This window comes from Symmachiella macrocystis (assembly GCF_007860075.1).
Classification (GTDB): domain Bacteria; phylum Planctomycetota; class Planctomycetia; order Planctomycetales; family Planctomycetaceae; genus Symmachiella; species Symmachiella macrocystis.
Genome location: NZ_SJPP01000002.1, coordinates 117,591 through 133,811, shown reverse-complemented (window position 1 = coordinate 133,811; position 16,221 = coordinate 117,591). Strand labels below are relative to the sequence as shown.

General features: G+C 55.4%; 8 protein-coding genes. 2 read left to right on the top strand and 6 right to left on the bottom strand.

The window, feature by feature from the left end:
- Positions 1–74 precede the first annotated feature (74 nt).
- Positions 75–1,376 carry a hypothetical protein gene (locus tag CA54_RS18555; protein WP_146372504.1) on the bottom strand — a complete coding sequence of 434 codons (1,302 nt, stop codon included), beginning with the start codon at positions 1,374–1,376 and terminating at the stop codon, positions 75–77.
- Between the two features lie 574 nt (positions 1,377–1,950).
- Here CA54_RS18555 and CA54_RS18550 point away from each other — a divergent pair.
- The gene (locus CA54_RS18550) at positions 1,951–3,171 is read left to right on the top strand and encodes an outer membrane beta-barrel protein (RefSeq protein WP_197532597.1); all 1,221 of its coding nucleotides are present in this window, start codon (positions 1,951–1,953) and stop codon (positions 3,169–3,171) included.
- Positions 3,172–3,377: 206 nt separating this feature from the next.
- On the opposite strand, the gene CA54_RS18545 is transcribed toward CA54_RS18550, so the two are convergent.
- The 5 genes from CA54_RS18545 to CA54_RS18525 all read right to left on the bottom strand — a co-directional run bounded on the left by CA54_RS18545 (position 3,378) and on the right by CA54_RS18525 (position 10,251).
- Positions 3,378–3,974, bottom strand: a complete 597-nt coding sequence (locus tag CA54_RS18545; RefSeq protein WP_146372502.1) for a hypothetical protein — start codon at positions 3,972–3,974, stop codon at positions 3,378–3,380.
- A gap of 217 nt (positions 3,975–4,191) precedes the next feature.
- A complete protein-coding gene (locus CA54_RS18540; protein WP_146372501.1) occupies positions 4,192–5,649 on the bottom strand; it encodes a DUF1501 domain-containing protein in 1,458 nt (485 codons plus the stop codon).
- A 4-nt stretch (positions 5,650–5,653) separates the two neighbouring features.
- Positions 5,654–8,698 carry a PSD1 and planctomycete cytochrome C domain-containing protein gene (locus CA54_RS18535; protein WP_146372500.1) on the bottom strand — a complete coding sequence of 1,015 codons (3,045 nt, stop codon included), beginning with the start codon at positions 8,696–8,698 and terminating at the stop codon, positions 5,654–5,656.
- A 187-nt stretch (positions 8,699–8,885) separates the two neighbouring features.
- The gene (locus CA54_RS18530) at positions 8,886–9,689 is read right to left on the bottom strand and encodes a biotin--[acetyl-CoA-carboxylase] ligase (RefSeq protein ID WP_146372499.1); all 804 of its coding nucleotides are present in this window, start codon (positions 9,687–9,689) and stop codon (positions 8,886–8,888) included.
- Positions 9,690–9,870: 181 nt separating this feature from the next.
- Positions 9,871–10,251, bottom strand: coding sequence for a hypothetical protein (locus CA54_RS18525; RefSeq protein ID WP_146372498.1), 381 nt, complete (start codon positions 10,249–10,251; stop codon positions 9,871–9,873).
- A 558-nt stretch (positions 10,252–10,809) separates the two neighbouring features.
- Between CA54_RS18525 and CA54_RS18520 the strand changes: the two genes are divergently transcribed.
- Positions 10,810–15,951 carry a LamG-like jellyroll fold domain-containing protein gene (locus CA54_RS18520; protein ID WP_197532596.1) on the top strand — a complete coding sequence of 1,714 codons (5,142 nt, stop codon included), beginning with the start codon at positions 10,810–10,812 and terminating at the stop codon, positions 15,949–15,951.
- Positions 15,952–16,221 lie beyond the last annotated feature (270 nt).

Sequence of the window (16,221 nt, the reverse complement as noted above, 5' to 3'; positions counted from 1 at the left end):
ATGTTCAGATGGGCGTCGTTAACGACGGCAAAGCCGTCGGTTTGGACCGCGTTCGAACGCAAGACCAGTACCGATTACTCGATCTCACGAACTGCGAGTTTGGCTTTGGCGAGTGGAAATGTCGTGTGTTTATCGGCGCGGCTGTCGCGGATGACCTTGAGTGTGATGCGTTGGGAATTTAGGTCGATCTGGAGTGAACCGGGTAGGTAGCCTTGTACGGCGAGCAATTCCTTCTCAATGGCGGCTTCGTCGGGCGCTCCTTCGCCGCCGTAATGGCGAATCGCGAATACGATTTCGCGCAACAGCTCTTCATCGATCTGGTCTGCTGGGAGCTGCACGCGGACTTGTTCTCGCGGGAGCACTCGATCAAACGACGCGGGGAGACGTAAAAAGTGAACGTTGATATTGCCCGTGCTGTCCACGTCGACAATCTCCGCTGCTTCCCAGCGGGGCCGCACACGTTGGGCGATAATGCGCATGCCGGGCGTCAATTCCGCGGCCGGGTCCAGGGGAATGGTTCCCGGTGGCGGAGGCTCATTTGCTTGCAGACGAGTCTTTGTCCGCACCGTTTTTGAGTAATCCGGTTGTAGGCCGGCGGGAAAATCGGTACGCGGTTTGGTGGTGGTAGTCGGGGGGACAACGATCGGTGGTCGCTGCTTGCGCGGATTGGGAGACTGGTCCTCGATACGCTCGCGAGGTGTATTTCGCACGACCTTCGGCGGTTGTTGTTGTTCCATCCGTGGCGGTTGCCGTTGAATTCTGGCTGGCCGTTGCTGTTGTCCCCGCTGTCGCTGCGCGACTTGGCCGCCGGGTGGGAAGATAATGAATTGCACTGTCAGCGAGACAAAGAACAGGCCTACAGCTACGACAAGGCGCAGCATGGGACGGGCGATTTTACGCCAGTCGAGAATCAACGTGTAGATCACATAAAAGGGGGACAGGAAAAGACAGAACAGGCCCATCGGGGCCCCGTCTTTGAACGCCACGATGAGCAGGCTGATCTGGCCCCAAAAATAGATTCCCAGCCCGGTAAACGCGGCCAGGAGAATGTAGACCTTGCCGAAGTTGGGTACCATCAGAGCGATCGGAAAAAGCAGCACGAACACGCCGGCGATAATCATCAGCGGTAGCCAACTGGCCAATCCAATAGGCTGTGCGGACGTCTTCCGCGCAGCTGCGGATTTCCCGCGCCGCCCTCGCCGGGATGTCCCGTAATCGTAAAGGGGCAGCGGCTCCTCATCCGGCAATTCGGACCGCGAATCCAGCGGAACACGCATCGCCTCGCCGCACCTTTTGCAGCGGAGCGTCTTGCCGGCATATTTCTCAGCCACCTGAAACGGGCTGAAACAATGGCCACACTCGACAGAGATCGACATCAGGTGGTTTCCGGGCGCGAGAAAGAGAAGATGAGCCAATTCGCCATTAGTATAGGTTTGTAAATTATAGCAAATCATTGTGCGCACGTTCAAACGCGGGGCTGTCCCGGCTCGCGCAGCGGGTGGCCAAGCATTATTCTTCAGGGGCCGATGAATTTGCCGGGAAGTCTGCGACATTGCTTCGTGGTTGCCCAGACGGATCTATATTGATTGGAGTTCCCAGCCCGCAGGTATTGAGACCGTTCATGGGAAATCAGTTGGGAAACCTTGCGGGACATACGGATAAAAGGGCCGATATTCTAACGACCGTAGATTCAACCATTTCAAAACCTTCATGAACCGTTGGCGAGGCATCTCTAAACCGATACGTCGATAGTACGGCAATTCGTTTCACGAAGCGCCGCTACAGTCTCAGGCATTCCGTTCGCACTTGCTGAATGTCCGATATATTGATTCATGGACCGAATCCGGAGATGTAAAGATGCGAATCTGTGTTCTTGTAATGGCCGTTTGTCTTTTCTCAGTTCCCGCGTTCGGCGAGACACCCCCCAATTCCGAGCAGAACGACAGGGTCATGCCGGTGAGTTTTAATAGCTACTTCCAGGAACCGACTTGTCAAAGTTGCACATCCGACGGTTTTCTTGGTTGTGGTAATGGTTGCGACTCCTGTTGCCGCGAACGGCACTATTTGTTTCCACAGAGTGACAGCGGTTTCAATGTCTACGGCTGGTTAGATGCGGGTTTCATTGGGAACACAAGTAGCCCCACAAGCAAATTCAACGGTCCGTACAACGCCGTTGATCGCAGCAACGAGGCGATGTTCAACCAGTTTTACATTGTAGGGGAAAAAAGCCTTCCGCAGTGTGGCACCGGATTGGGGTTGCGGGTCGACTATCTGTACGGCGAAGACTACTTGCTTGCTGAATCCGCTGGGCTGGAAAGACGGCCCGACGGCGCCCCCCGCTGGAATCCGGAATATTATGGCTCGGCCTTTCCGCAGGCGTTTGCGTCGGTCGGTAATCAAGACCTCTCATTACAGGTGGGGCATTTTTATTCGGTCGTGGGCTACGAAGGTGTGATGGCACCGGGCAATTTCTTCTATTCTAAATCATATAGCTATCAATTCGCGGGACCGTTTACGCATTGGGGCGGACAGGTGAACTGGAATGTCGACGAATCCTGGACCGTGCAAGCGGGATTGACCAATGGTTGGGACACGTTAGATCGCACAAGTGACAGCGTTGGATTTGTTGGAAAAATCAAATACACGGATGTCAACAGCGGACTGTGGACATCATTCGCGATCGTGACCGGCAAAGAATTCAACAACCTGGCCGGTCTAAATATTCAGCCGGACTTCACCAATCGAACGCGGTATAGCTGGCTTGTGGGTGTGCCCATTAATTGCAAAACTGAATACATCTTTCATCATTGGCTGGGCATTCAAGAAGACGGCACACCCGACGGCGACCGTGCTGACTGGTACGGAATAGACCAATACTTGCTGTATACCATCAGTCAAAGCTGGCAAGCAGGGCTGCGATTCGAGTGGTTCCGCGACGAGGACGGAACCCGCATCGGTCTGAATCGGCCCAGCAATCCCAACACACCGCCGTTTCCAGGCAACGTCTATTCATTGTCCGCCGGTGTCAATTGGAAGCCAACCGAGAATTTCGTATTGCGACCGGAGATCCGCGCCGACTGGTACGATGGCTCCGCCTTGCGTCAACCGTTTAATGATGGTGTCGACGACAATCAGTTGATGCTAGGCTTCGATGCCATATTGCTGTTTTAGCAGGATGCATTCCCGTAGGTCCGGCTTTGCCGGACGAGAATGTCTATGACTTCATGTTGGTCCGTATAATCCGCTATTGATGGACGTTAGCAACAGTGAACGGCTGGTCGAACCGGGCCTACGTCCCTGGGTTGCTGGCTATTCAAACACCTCTCCCGCGGCTGCGCCGCCCCGAAAGCAGAATCTTTCGGGGCCACCCGTGCGAATCAGATCGTGGCATTTGACCAGAAATAGTGACCTGGTTCGGCACCTACGACTTCTTCGATTTCGGCTGCCAGTTCCTCATCAACGTCGTCATCATTTCCACGACGCAAGTCGGCGTATCCGGCACCGCGGATGAACAGTTCAAAATCGTTCGCAACTTTGTAACTGTCTTCCCACGATTCTACAGCGGGATCATAAGCCAACACCTCGCCGGATTCGACATTCAAAAGAATTTGATGTGGATCTGTGAATGCAATTTCTGTCAGATGGTGTGGCCGAACTCCGTTTCTCGAGTCCCACCATGTAATCATGGGCCATATCGGTTCTACGGGTTCCTGATTAGCAGTCAGCAGGTATTGATAATAGGGTCCACTATCGCCGAAGTATATTACTCCTAGACTCAATTTGCCGAATTGATATGAAGTTGTCAGTTTCACAAAAGTGTGCGGAAATGTCACGCCTAAACGAGACTCCGTTTCGGAAACATTAGCGAGCGGCGTTTGGAAAGGGGTTAGGGTATAAACGCCAGAAGATGTATTCGAACCAGCATATTTCTTATCAAGTTCATTGATAACTGCACTCAAGGTGGGCAGGGGCATGGAGGTCTCCCTTATTGAAGATGCCAAACGGCTTCTTTTCCCGTGTGAGTCGTTTCGGAACGGGTACTTCGTAACACCCTTGTTCAACATGATGATGAACTATTTTGGTGTTTGCAAATATGGATGCGGAGTGATCCGGAAATATGGATGTGACGTCGGTCCGGCAATTACTCGATTGGGCGCCGTTAACGACGGCGAAGCCGTCGGTTTGGGTTGGTTACGCCAGCAGTGCTTCACGGACCGCTCCGTCGCCGGCGGGGCCGATGAGGCGGTTGTCTAGGCCTTGGAAGGGGTAGGTGAAGCGGTGGGCGTTCATGCCGAGTTGGTGGAGGATGGTCGCTTGCAGGTCGGGGATGCTCATTTTGTCTTGCGTCACGAAATAGCCCAGGTCGTCGGTTTCGCCGTGCGTGATGCCCCCTTTGATCCCGCCGCCGGCCATCCAGATACTGAAGCAGTGCGGGTGGTGGTCGCGGCCGAGGAATTTGGAGCCGTTGCGTTCTTCGTTCATGCTCGTGCGGCCGAATTCGCCGCTCCAGACGACGAGCGTTTCATCCAGCAGCCCTCGGTTTTTCAAATCACGCAGTAGCGCGGTGATGGGGCGGTCAATTTGTTTGACCTTATCGGGCAGGCCGTAGACGATGTCGTTCCCCTTGCCGGTGCCGTGAAAATCCCAGCCCCAATCGAACAGTTGCACGTAACGCACCCCCTGCTCTACCAACCGCCGCGCCAGCAAACAGTTGTTAGCAAACGATGCTTGACCCGGCTGCGTGCCGTAGGCTTCGTGGATGTGTTTGGGTTCGCGGCCGATATCCATGACCTCAGGAACTGCCATTTGCATGCGGTAGGCGAGTTCGTATTGGCTGATCCGGGAGAGCGTTTCAGGGTCGCCGACGGTTTGCAGTTCGATTTCATTCAACTTGCGGAGCGCGTCCAAACTGCGGCGACGGACGTCGCGGTCCATGCCTTTGGGGTTGGAGACATACAAAATCGGATCGCCCGTCGTGCGGCATTGCACCCCTTGGTAGACCGATGGCAAAAACCCCGTACCCCACAGACTTTTGCCGCCGCTGGGATCGGTGCCACCGCTGAGCAACACGACAAAGCCGGGCAGGTTCTGGTTTTCGCTCCCTAGGCCATAGGTGATCCACGAGCCCATGGCCGCTGCCCCGAAGCGTGGCGAACCGGTGTAGAGCAATAGCTGTGCGGGGGCGTGGTTGAATTGGTCGGTGTGCATCGACTTGATGACGGCAACGTCATCGATCACCGAACTCAGGCCGGGCAACAGTTCGCTGACAAGCATGCCGCATTCCCCTTGCGGCGTGAATTTGTAAGGCGTGCCGAGTAGTTTGGGGTGTCCTTTGATGAAGGGAAAGCGTTGGCCTTTCATCAGTTCATCGGGACAGGGCTGCATGTTGTGTTTGACCAGTTCGGGCTTGAAGTCAAACAATTCGTGCTGTGGCGGTGAGCCGGCCATGTGTAGGTAAATGACGTTTTTCGCCTTGGGGGCAAAGTGGGGCTGTTTGACTGCCAAGGGATTGACCGCTTCGACGTTCGGCGTCGCCGCCGGTGCGTTGCCGGAGAGCGCGGCGAGTGCTAAGCTGCCGAGGCCGACATTGCAATTGCGCAGAAAATGCCGCCGCGTTTGGAAGAGCGCTTGTTGATGGGCGATATGCATGGGGTCAATTCTTGCTTAAAACGGCATCGAGATTTAATAACACATTGGCGACAACGGTCCAGGCAGCCAGGTCGGCCGGCGGCATCCCGTCGGGCAGTTCTCCCAACGGAATCGTCGCCAACTCGACGGCAGCGGTTTCATTTTGTTGATAATGTGCAAGTTCGCTTGTGAACAGTTCCGTCAATGCGTCGACTTGTGCAGCAGCTGGTGGGCGAACGAGACAGAGCCGGAGGGCGAATCGCACGCGCTGGTCGGTGGTTTGGCCTCCTTCATTATAGATGCGACGTGCCAGGGCCTGCGCGGCTTCGACATAGACCGGATCATTGAGTGTTACGAAGGCCTGCAGCGGGGTGTTGGTGCGGATGCGGCGCATGGCGCAGACTTCGCGGCTGGGGGCATCGAAGGTGGCCATCGACGGATAGGGAACCGACCGCCGCCAGAAGGTGTACAACCCGCGGCGATACTTGTCCTCCCCAGTGCTAGTGGCCCACTTTCGGTCACGACCGTTGAAGGCTGCCCGCCAAAGTCCCGGGGGTTGCGGCGGAAAGACAGAGGGACCGTGAATTTTGCGACTCAACAGACCGCTCAGCGCCAGCGCTTGGTCGCGAACCATCTCGGCTTTGAGACGAAATCTTGGGCCGCGCGACAAGAGCACGTTGTTCGGGTCGTGTTCCAGCAATTGCGGCGTGACCTGTGCGGATTGTTGGTAGGTGGCGGACAGGACCATCTGTTTGAGAATCGCTTTGGTATCCCAGCCGAGTCGCACATATTCTGTGGCCAGCCAGTCGAGCAATTGCGGGTGGCTGGGAGGGGCGCCTTGTGTGCCAAAGTCTTCTTCGGTGGTGACAATGCCCCGACCGAACAAGCGAGCCCAGTAGCGATTCACGGCGACGCGCGCCGTTAATGGGTTTTCCGGATCAACGAGCCATTGGGCGACGCCGAGTCGAGTGGCGGGCGATTTCGGGGCGGCGGGATGAAACGCGACCGGCAGTACGGGCGTGAGTTCCTCACCGAGACTGAGGAAGTTGCCTTTGACCATCAGATGCGTCTTCCGGTGTTTCTCGACAGGCAACTCCTGCATGACGGGGAGGGTCGGAATGGCGGGCTTGGCGGCTTGCAGCGCAGCGATCTTGTCGCGCAGTGGTTTTAGTGCCGGGGCGGATTCGCAAAAATACTTGTGCAGCTTTTGAGACTGGGCGGCATCCCGTGCATTCGACGGTGTGCCGATAATCGCCAGTATTTCCGCCGGTAGTTCCAATCGCTGGGCAGCGGCGGGGTCGTTGGTGATTGCAATGCGAAAGCGTCCGAGCGTTTGCCGTGGTTTTTCATTTTGCTGTTCGAAGCGGAAGGTGAGCGTTGTTGCCTCATCGGAGGTTTGTGGCAGCGATTTTTTGAGAATGAAAACAGCCGCGTGCGGTTGTTGTTGCTGTGAATCGACGGACCACCCTTGTTTTTTGAGGTTCTTCCCACTTGTCGCTGCTTGTGCTGAAAAATTAGCGGCGGAAAAATCTGCCGCAGCGCGCTCCCACGGTTGATCCACGTCGTCAACTGTCAATGCAAACTGCGAGAGTACAAAATTGCCCGCTGCACCGCGGCCGGAACCAGCCTCGGGTAAAGTGAGATCGGGGATCGCCTCGAGTCGAACAGCACTCACGTTCCGGAGGCTTGTCTGGGTGGTGATGGTATATGTATCAGTCGCGGGGGAATCACCGCCGGCGAGGAGGGAACCGTCCGGCAATGTCTGGAACGTGGTCCCGTTGGTCGACTCGATGTTTTGGGGAGTGATGACAAACCACTCGCCGGCGTTTTGCAGGTTGCTTTCCCAGGTCGTTTGTGCTGCGGCGATTTCCGGAGTTTCTAGTTGAGCGCGGGTTTTGGCAATTTCGGCATCGAGTCTCTGGTTCTCAGCTGCGATTTCCGCCGTGGGGGCGGGGATGGTCGGGGATTCATCCGGCTGGTCGTTGTCGCCGGTCTGATTGAAGAATGCGTAGAATTGGTAGTATTCCTTTTGGGCGATCGGGTCGTACTTGTGGTCGTGGCAAGTGGCGCAGCGCATCGTCAGGCCCATCCAGACCTGCATGGTGGTGTCGACACGGTCACGGACGGCAGCGACGCGGAATTCTTCATCGTCGGTGCCCCCTTCGGTGTTGGTCATCGTGTTGCGATGAAAGGAGGTCGCCATCCGTTGCTGAAGCGTAGCCTCGGGGAGCAGGTCCCCGGCGATTTGCTCGATCGTAAATTGGTCGTACGGCATATTGTTGTTGAAGGCGTCGATCACCCAATCGCGGTACCGCCAGATTTCTCGTAGTGGGTCAGACCCGTATCCCTTGGAGTCGGCATACCGAGCGAGATCAAGCCACATTTGCGCCCAGCGTTCGCCGTAGGCGGGGTCTTGCAGAAAAGTATCAACCAAGTTCTCGTAGGCCTGTGGATTATTGTCGTTGACAAATGCTTCGACTTCGGCGGGCGTGGGAGGGAGGCCGCGTAGGTCGAAACTGAGGCGGCGAATCAACGCGTAACGATCCACTTCCGGCGAGGGGGCGAGGCCGGCCTGTTCGAGTCGTTTTAGCACAAAGTGATCGATCGTATTGCGCGGCCAGTCGGTGTTGGTGACCATTGGCGGTTGGGGACGTACTAGTTTTACAAATGCCCAGTGCCGCGCATAAGGGGCGTCCTGGTTGATCCAACGGCGGAGCACATCGATTTGCAATTTTGTGAGCGGATCGCCTGTCTCGGCCGGAGGCATGCGTAGGCTGTCGTCGTCAGCGCTGATGCGGGCGATCAGTTCGCTCGTAGCGGCATTGCCGGGGATAATGGCTCGCTCACCGCTGTCTGCTTCGCCGAGGGCCGCATCGCGCACGTCGAGTCGCAAGCCTCCCTCACGGGAGCCGGCATCGGGACCGTGGCAGGGGAAACATTTCTTAGACAGGATCGGGCGGACGTCACGATTGAAGTCCACCGGTTTTTGATCAGCCGCCGCTAACGGGCTGGCTGCAACCCATGCTCCCAGAAACGCCGTCACGATCAGTAACGGTGCGTATTGCTGCATCGACGGACCTCGCAGTCGTGAAACCTAGAACCAGTTTCAAAACCCGGCTGTGCTTGCTACAGACACTAAAATCCAAGAGTCCACGCAACGCGTCAGAGGGTTTTGAAACCAATTGTAAGAAGAATCGGCCAACACGCATTATAGCACGCCCGTGGCCTCAATGGCATCGTCGAATGGCGGGGGAGAGTTACTGAAAATGTTTGACGATGCCGTGAGTGACGCGTTCGATTCCCGACGGAGTCCGCAGCAGCAGCCCTCCTTCTTCGTCAATTCCCTGGCAAATGCCGGCGATGTCGTTCTGGTGGTTTTCGATGTAGACGGTTTTCCCCCGCAGTAGGGAAAATTCCTCCCACCGGCGGGCCAGTTGCGGATCGCTGGCCGAAAGCCAGGCGAGGCGTTGCTCGAGCATGTGGAGCACCTCGATCAGGATCTCAGAGAGTTCGAATTTGTTGCCGACGGCATCACTGAGTGAAGTGGCGGTGGCTTGTAATTCAGCCGGGGCGGATTTCAGTGAGTTGTTCACATTCAAGCCGATGCCGATCACTAGGATGTCACGGCGCTGTGGCGGGACTTCGACTAATATTCCGCACACTTTTTTCTCGTGCAGGAACACATCGTTCGGCCATTTTAGTCCGATGTCTGCTTGGGGAAATCGCTGGCGCAGGGCCTCACAGACGGCGACGCCGACCGTGAGTGAAATTTGCGGATGTCGCGCTACAGGAAGTTCCACAACGTCGGGGCTGACGAGTACCGAGAAGGTCAAGGCCCCGGCGGTTGACCACCATCGATTGGCACCCCGTCCGCGTCCGCCGGTTTGTGCGGGGGTGAGCACCAGACTGGGGGTCACGACGAACGGATCGTTGGCCAACTGTAACCCGCGATCATTGGTCGAGGCCAACGTCTCATGGAAGTCGATGGACTGGATGAACGTTTCCGATGCGATGCGGTCCAAGTCAAACGCAGCCGGAGTTTCCTCATCAGCAGGGTTCATGTGTTCGACGGCTCACACGGGGGGCGGGGAATGAGGGCGATGACATTCGGTAGCATAAGGTAGTGGACCGGCGGCCATCCCGCAAATGCTACCGGCCGCGCTACGAAAAACGGCCTCGGTTCCGAAGTTAGGAACCAAGGCCGCAATTGGATGATCAGTATCGAGGCGTTGTGTTGATCGCCTATTTTTGGTTTTGCTGGTGGAATTGTTGCAAATTGCACAGCAGACCGTTGAGGTCGGTCCGACCGGACAGTACCAGCTGCTCGCCGAGTTCCAACTGACGGTTGAGACGTTGGATTTCCAACAAGCGTTCGATTTGGTCTTGGTTGGCGAATCCAAGTTCGACGGCGATTTCACCAAAGAACTTGCCATGCCCATTGGTTTCCTGGGATTCCAGGATGTGGTCGATTTGTTCAACGGACAGCAATCCCAATCGCAGCGCAAGAGCGCCGGTGGTATTTCCGACGTTGGCCCATTCGCCGGGGATGGGGACTTCACCTTCTTCGAGTCCCAACTGCGTTTGCAGAAATTCGGTAAACGGTTCGCAGGTGGCTGCAATCATGATTTCGTTTTCCTTAAGTTCGGTTGGGGCGTAGCGGGCCGCTTTTGGCGTTTGCAAAGTCGTCCCCATGCATGGTGCTCTAGCGTTGGTGTGCGGGGTATTGCGAAGGCTTAAACGCATATCAATTTGCATGAAGGATAGCTCAAACGCTGCGAAACGTGGCCTGTCACCGCGAATTACGCAGTTTTCGTGTGGGACGCGCCCGATCATTCCGGTTTTTCGGAATTCCCAGGACAAATTTGCCCTGCATGGTTTTTCGACCTAGGTTTGAAATGCGAATCCCTATCTTTGGGCACAAGGATTTTCTCGGAGAACTGTAATTCTACGAGGAATGGCGGGCAATCGGGCCTGGGATTCGTACTTCCCGTGTCGTTGAATTGGTGGCAGTCTTCAACGACTCGCAAACAGTTATCTTTTTGCGATTACGTTATGGGGCAATTTATGAGTCGGCAGGACTTTCAAAAAAAACTCGATCGTGTTCTGGGGTGTCCCGCGAACTTGCTGAGCCCGCGCCTTCGTCGCGCACTAGGCTTTGACAAGGTTGAATACGATCTTTATATGGCCTCGGATGACGGTCGCTCCAATATCCAGCAGAAGCTGGATCGCATTTTGGGAAGCGGAGCGGGCCAACTGCCGTCACGGGTCAAACGCGGACTGGGTTTTGAATCGTTGGAACAACGGTTAGTGATGAGCGCTACGTTGGGCGCCGGCGACGAAATCTTGAACTGGACCGACGCCGATGGCCAAACGCAAGCCCTGGATGTCACCAGCGGCAGCGTGGAAGTCCACTTCACGGATAACGTGGGAAATACCGGTGACATCACCGAAGTACGACTGCTGTCAAATGGCGCAGGATTTGATGTCTCGACGTCGAATATTGATCTGATCAACTCCAACGGGAACCAACTCGGCGCTTTGAACATTGGTGTAAACGTTGGCGGAGAGTTGGCCGATACGGATGGCACCGTCGATACGATCACGGCCTCCACGTCTATTCAAGGTCCCCTTTTCATCGATGGGGATGTTGGCAGCATTGATGTCGGGGGCAACGTACAAGACTCTATCACCGTTACCGGCGACCTCGATTCGGTTTCAGCAGGCGGTGACATTGTGGGTGATATCTCTGCGGGAGATGCACAGGGAGACTTTTCGCTGTCCGATAACGACTTCTCGTACAATGCAACGTTCGGCGAATCGACCGCAGTGACTTTTGACGGGACAACAGAAGGCATCGAGACGCTCGATGAATCCGCACAAGCGGTCCGCGCCATGTCACCGTCGCAGTTCCGATATCTCACTGCAGACCAAGTTCCGGATTTGTCCGTAGAACAAATCGCCAGCATCAGCAATGCAAACCATTTCTATAACATGTCATCCTCGGCAAGAGGCGCGTTGAGTGCGGAGCAGGTGCAGGCACTGGATACATCAAACATTAACATCGGGTATCTGACCTCGGCACAGCGTGCGGATCTAACGGCTGATCAGGTGCAGTCGGTGTCAGGATCCAATTTGCGTTATCTGCCGGCCTCGCAGGTGCAGCATATCTCGGTCGACCAATTGTCGGGGATCACGAACGCCAGTCATTTCTACCGCATGTCGTCCGACGCGCGGGGTGCGTTGAATGCTGAGCAAGTGCAGGCGCTCAATACGTCGGTAGTCAGCATACGATATCTGACCTCGGCACAGCGTGCGGATCTAACGGCTGATCAGGTGCAGTCGGTGTCAGGATCCAATTTGCGTTATCTGCCGGCCTCGCAGGTGCAGCATATCTCGGTCGACCAATTGTCGGGGATCACGAACGCCAGTCATTTCTACAACATGTCGTCCGACGCGCGGGGCGCGTTGAGTGCGGAACAGGTGCAGGCACTCGATACCTCAAACATTAGCATCGGGTATCTGACTTCGGCGCAGCGTGCGGATCTAACGGCCGATCAAGTTCAAGCCGTTTCAGTGTCGACGTTGCGATACTTGCCGGCCTCGCAAGTGGAGCATATTTCGGTTGACCAATTGTCTAGTATCACGAACGCCAGTCATTTCTACAACATGTCGTCCTCGGCGCGAGGCGCATTGAATGCGGAACAGGTGCAGTCGCTGGATACCTCGATCATAAACATCGGGTATCTGGCCTCAGCACAACGTGCGGATCTGACGACCGATCAAGTTCAAGCCGTTTCGGTGTCGACATTGCGCTACTTGCCCGCTTCGCAAGTGCAGCATATTTCGGTCGATCAATTATCAGCGATCACGAACGCCAGTCATTTCTACAACATGTCGTCCTCGGCGCGAGGCGCATTGAATGCGGAACAGGTGCAGTCGCTGGATACCTCGATCATTAGTATCGGGTATCTGACCTCGGCGCAGCGTGCGGATCTAACGGCCGCTCAAGTCCAAGCCGTTTCAGTGTCGACGTTGCGCTACTTGCCGGCCTCGCAAGTGCAGCATATTTCTGTCGATCAATTGTCAGCGATCACGAATGCCAATCATTTCTACAACATGTCTTCTGACGCGCGAGGCGCGTTGAACGCCGAGCAAGTGCAGGCGCTCAATACGTCGGTGGTCAGCATTCGATATCTGACATCGGCGCAGCGTGAGAATTTGACGCCGGAACAAGTGCAGTCTCTCTCATCTGCAAATATTCGCTATTTGCCGGCTTCGCAAGTCCAGCATATTTCGTTGGAACAGCTTGCGGGGATCACAAATTCGAATCATCTACGACAGATGACAGCTGAGGCGCGGAATGCTTTGTCGCATGATCAAGTTGGGGCCTTGAGCACTACGCTGGGCGGGTTTGGCTACGAAGGTTCCGCAGGCGATGATTCCTTGACGGGTAATGCCAATAGCAATCACATGGAAGGTTTGGGTGGCGATGACACAATATCAGGCTTGGCGGGAAACGATGTGATCAACGGCGGAGCCGGCGACGATGTGTTGCTGGGCGGTACCGGAGACGACTTGTTGGTTGGCGGTGGAGGGAACGACTTGTTGATTGGCGGTGGAGGGAACGATGTGATGCAGGGGGAAGCGGGGGATGATACCTTCAGATTCGACGACGCTACCGGGGGCGACGTCTATACGGTCAATGGAGGCGAAGGGCAGGATGCGATCGACCTGCACGCATTCTCCATTGAAGACGTTCACGTTGAGGCGGATCGCATTCGCTTACAACTCGATGACGGTTCGCAGGTGACGATTCATCACGCCGGCATCGAATCTGTTGAGCTATCCGATGGAAGCCATGCCTTATCATCCCTGTTATCGGCCAATGCGGGGACACTGGACCTGATCGCGCATTGGGAACTGGATGGGAACGCGACGGATGCAACCGGTAATGGACATGACGCCACAGTCTTGAATGGCGAAGGCGACGAGTTCACGACCGGCCTTGTCGGTGACGGAGCTGCGCATTTCGATGGCGAGAATGATCTCATCCAAACCCCGAGTGGCGAAAGCCCGCAATTGACGGGCGATTACACGACATCGGTTTGGATCCGTCCCGATGCGTCGCAAAATGACTGGGCCGGGATCTATGCGGCGACCAACGCCAGCGGGTCGACAAATCATTGGAATCTGCAATTCGACAATTCTGCGCAACAAAACATTGTAATCTATCACGCCAATAGCGGGAGTTGGGACACAGGGATTGATCTTGCCGATGTCGCCGACGGCGGATGGCACAATATCGTCGTGGTGCGGGAAGGAACGACGATGTCAGTGTATCTTGACGGAGAACTGGCGAAGACGGGCACGTACAATTCCAATCCGTTGGGCAATGCCGATCACTTTAACATCGGCGGTGAACGAACAAGCTTGAACAAATACCTGTACTCGGGCGACATCGACGATGTGCGCATCTATACCGGTGCGCAGCCAGAAGACGTGCTCGAGTTCCTGTTTCAATCGAATAATGACACACCGCAGACAACGGGACTTGGCGACGTCAATGTGACGGAAGATGCGGTGGATACTGTGATCAATCTAAACGATGCGTTTAGCGACCAGGAAGATACTGCCGGCGAACTAACGTATGACGTGAAATGGATTACGAATGCAACGTTGTTTGATGGAATGATCATCGACAATGCAGGCAATTTGACGCTCAATTACGCGGCCAATGCTTTCGGCTCATCAGAGATCACGATCCGTGCGACCGACACCGGTGGAAAGTTCATCGAATCGACGTTTACAGTAAATGTCTTAGCCGAGAACGACACCCCGGAAACATCAGGATTGTCGGACGTCCATGTTACAGAAGATGCAGTCGATAGCGTGGTCAATCTGTATGACGCATTTAGTGATGTGGAAGATGCGGACAGCAATCTGACGTTCAGTATTCAAGGCAACTCCGATGCTTCGTTGTTTGATAGCGTCACGCTCGACGATTCAGGCAATTTGACGCTCAATTACGCGGCCAATGCTTTCGGCTCATCAGAGATCACGATCCGTGCGACCGACGCCGGTGGTAAGTTTATTGAATCGACATTTACCGTCAACGTCGCGGCCGCGAACGATGCCCCAGTGACAACCGGTTTGGATGTCGTCAACGTGGTCGCTGATGCGAACGATACGAGCATCGACCTGACCGCCGCCTTCGACGACCTCGAAGACGGACCTGATGGCTTACAGTACAGCGTGGAGGGGAACACGAACGCTGCCATATTTGACGGTGTCACGATCGACGAGGCGGGGAATCTGACGCTGGACTATTTGGCAAACACTTCCGGTTCGTCGGAAATCACGATTCGTGCGACCGATACCGGAGGGAAATATGTGGAATCGACCTTCATCGTCAATGTTGCAGCCGCCCCGCTGGTTCTACAAGAGAGCGACAACGGTCCTGTTGAAGAGTTATACGGTGAAGAAATAGTCAACGATGAGCCGGAGCCAATCATCGATGCGGATGCCGATGACGATTTGATGAAAAAATATTTCAACAACGATGTGCCACAGGAAACCGGGATTCGTTGGTTTTCCACGACGGATGAATTCAACCTGCCGGCTAGCTTCCTAAACGGTCTTCCCAGGAACGACGTGCCTTTAGGGCTGCTATCGCAATCTTATTTAGGATTGCGTGATTTCAATGATTACTTCAAGGATCCTCAGTCGCCTGAATCCCACTACAGACATGATACGCTCTATGAACAAAGCCAATATGGGTCCGGTCAAGAGACGCTCGAGGAATGGCTCAAAAAGCATGGGCTGAATTCGATCGACGGCAAACCGGTTGAGCCTCCTTCGGGACAAGTGAATGGTGAAGCGCCGGTTGATGATTACGATTTCGAACGTGCGAATGAGCACGGGGAAAAACAGGCGTCACATCAACCCGAGGCCGTCGAGGAGTCGGGCCAACTCAACGAGTGGGATGTGGACCAAGCCCTGAAAGTGATCTACGAGGATGGTCAGGAGTTGCTTTCTCCCGGGCTGTCAACAAATGAGGTGACACCGTCACAACCAGTGTCCGACCTCTTAGTCACGGACTATACAGCGGGGGGTGGATCTCCTATGGATCTGGAGTCGGCTGATACGGACAAATCCGCGCCAAACTTAGGCTTCTTTGAGCGCGGGGTCGAATTGTTAGCTGCCGCCGCCGGGGCTATGGTTGTGGGATCATCGGCACGCGGGAGCGACGATGACGTCGACTCCACTGCTTCATCCACCGCGCCGCGCGGGCGGGGGCGTCGAAACGATTCCCCGCGACCATAGCGTGCGACAGTGCAAACGGGGCGATTTGGATCGGAGCAGTCTTTTCTTGCGGTAGTTTCCAGGTCGAAATCTGGAATCGCACCTACGCAAAACGTGCATCGGGCGTTAAGATCCGTTAGGATACGACGTCGTCATCTCGCAATAATTCGCTTGGTCAACCTTAGGCCCAGCTTGGGGCCACCGCCGCGCTGAGCATACTTGAGCGGTGCAGGTTCCCTTTCGCGGTGTGATGAAGACATCCTGATTTGTCCCGAAGCCAACAGGGAGGCT

What these genes read in the sequence shown, in the direction of transcription:
- CA54_RS18555 (WP_146372504.1), bottom strand. Translation starts at nt 1,376, where the DNA reads ATGTCGATCTCTGTCGAGTGTGGCCATTGTTTCAGCCCGTTTCAGGTG.
- CA54_RS18550 (WP_197532597.1), top strand. Translation starts at nt 1,951, where the DNA reads ATGCCGGTGAGTTTTAATAGCTACTTCCAGGAACCGACTTGTCAAAGT.
- CA54_RS18545 (WP_146372502.1), bottom strand. Translation starts at nt 3,974, where the DNA reads ATGCCCCTGCCCACCTTGAGTGCAGTTATCAATGAACTTGATAAGAAA.
- CA54_RS18540 (WP_146372501.1), bottom strand. Translation starts at nt 5,649, where the DNA reads ATGCATATCGCCCATCAACAAGCGCTCTTCCAAACGCGGCGGCATTTT.
- CA54_RS18535 (WP_146372500.1), bottom strand. Translation starts at nt 8,698, where the DNA reads ATGCAGCAATACGCACCGTTACTGATCGTGACGGCGTTTCTGGGAGCA.
- CA54_RS18530 (WP_146372499.1), bottom strand. Translation starts at nt 9,689, where the DNA reads ATGAACCCTGCTGATGAGGAAACTCCGGCTGCGTTTGACTTGGACCGC.
- CA54_RS18525 (WP_146372498.1), bottom strand. Translation starts at nt 10,251, where the DNA reads ATGATTGCAGCCACCTGCGAACCGTTTACCGAATTTCTGCAAACGCAG.
- CA54_RS18520 (WP_197532596.1), top strand. Translation starts at nt 10,810, where the DNA reads ATGGCCTCGGATGACGGTCGCTCCAATATCCAGCAGAAGCTGGATCGC.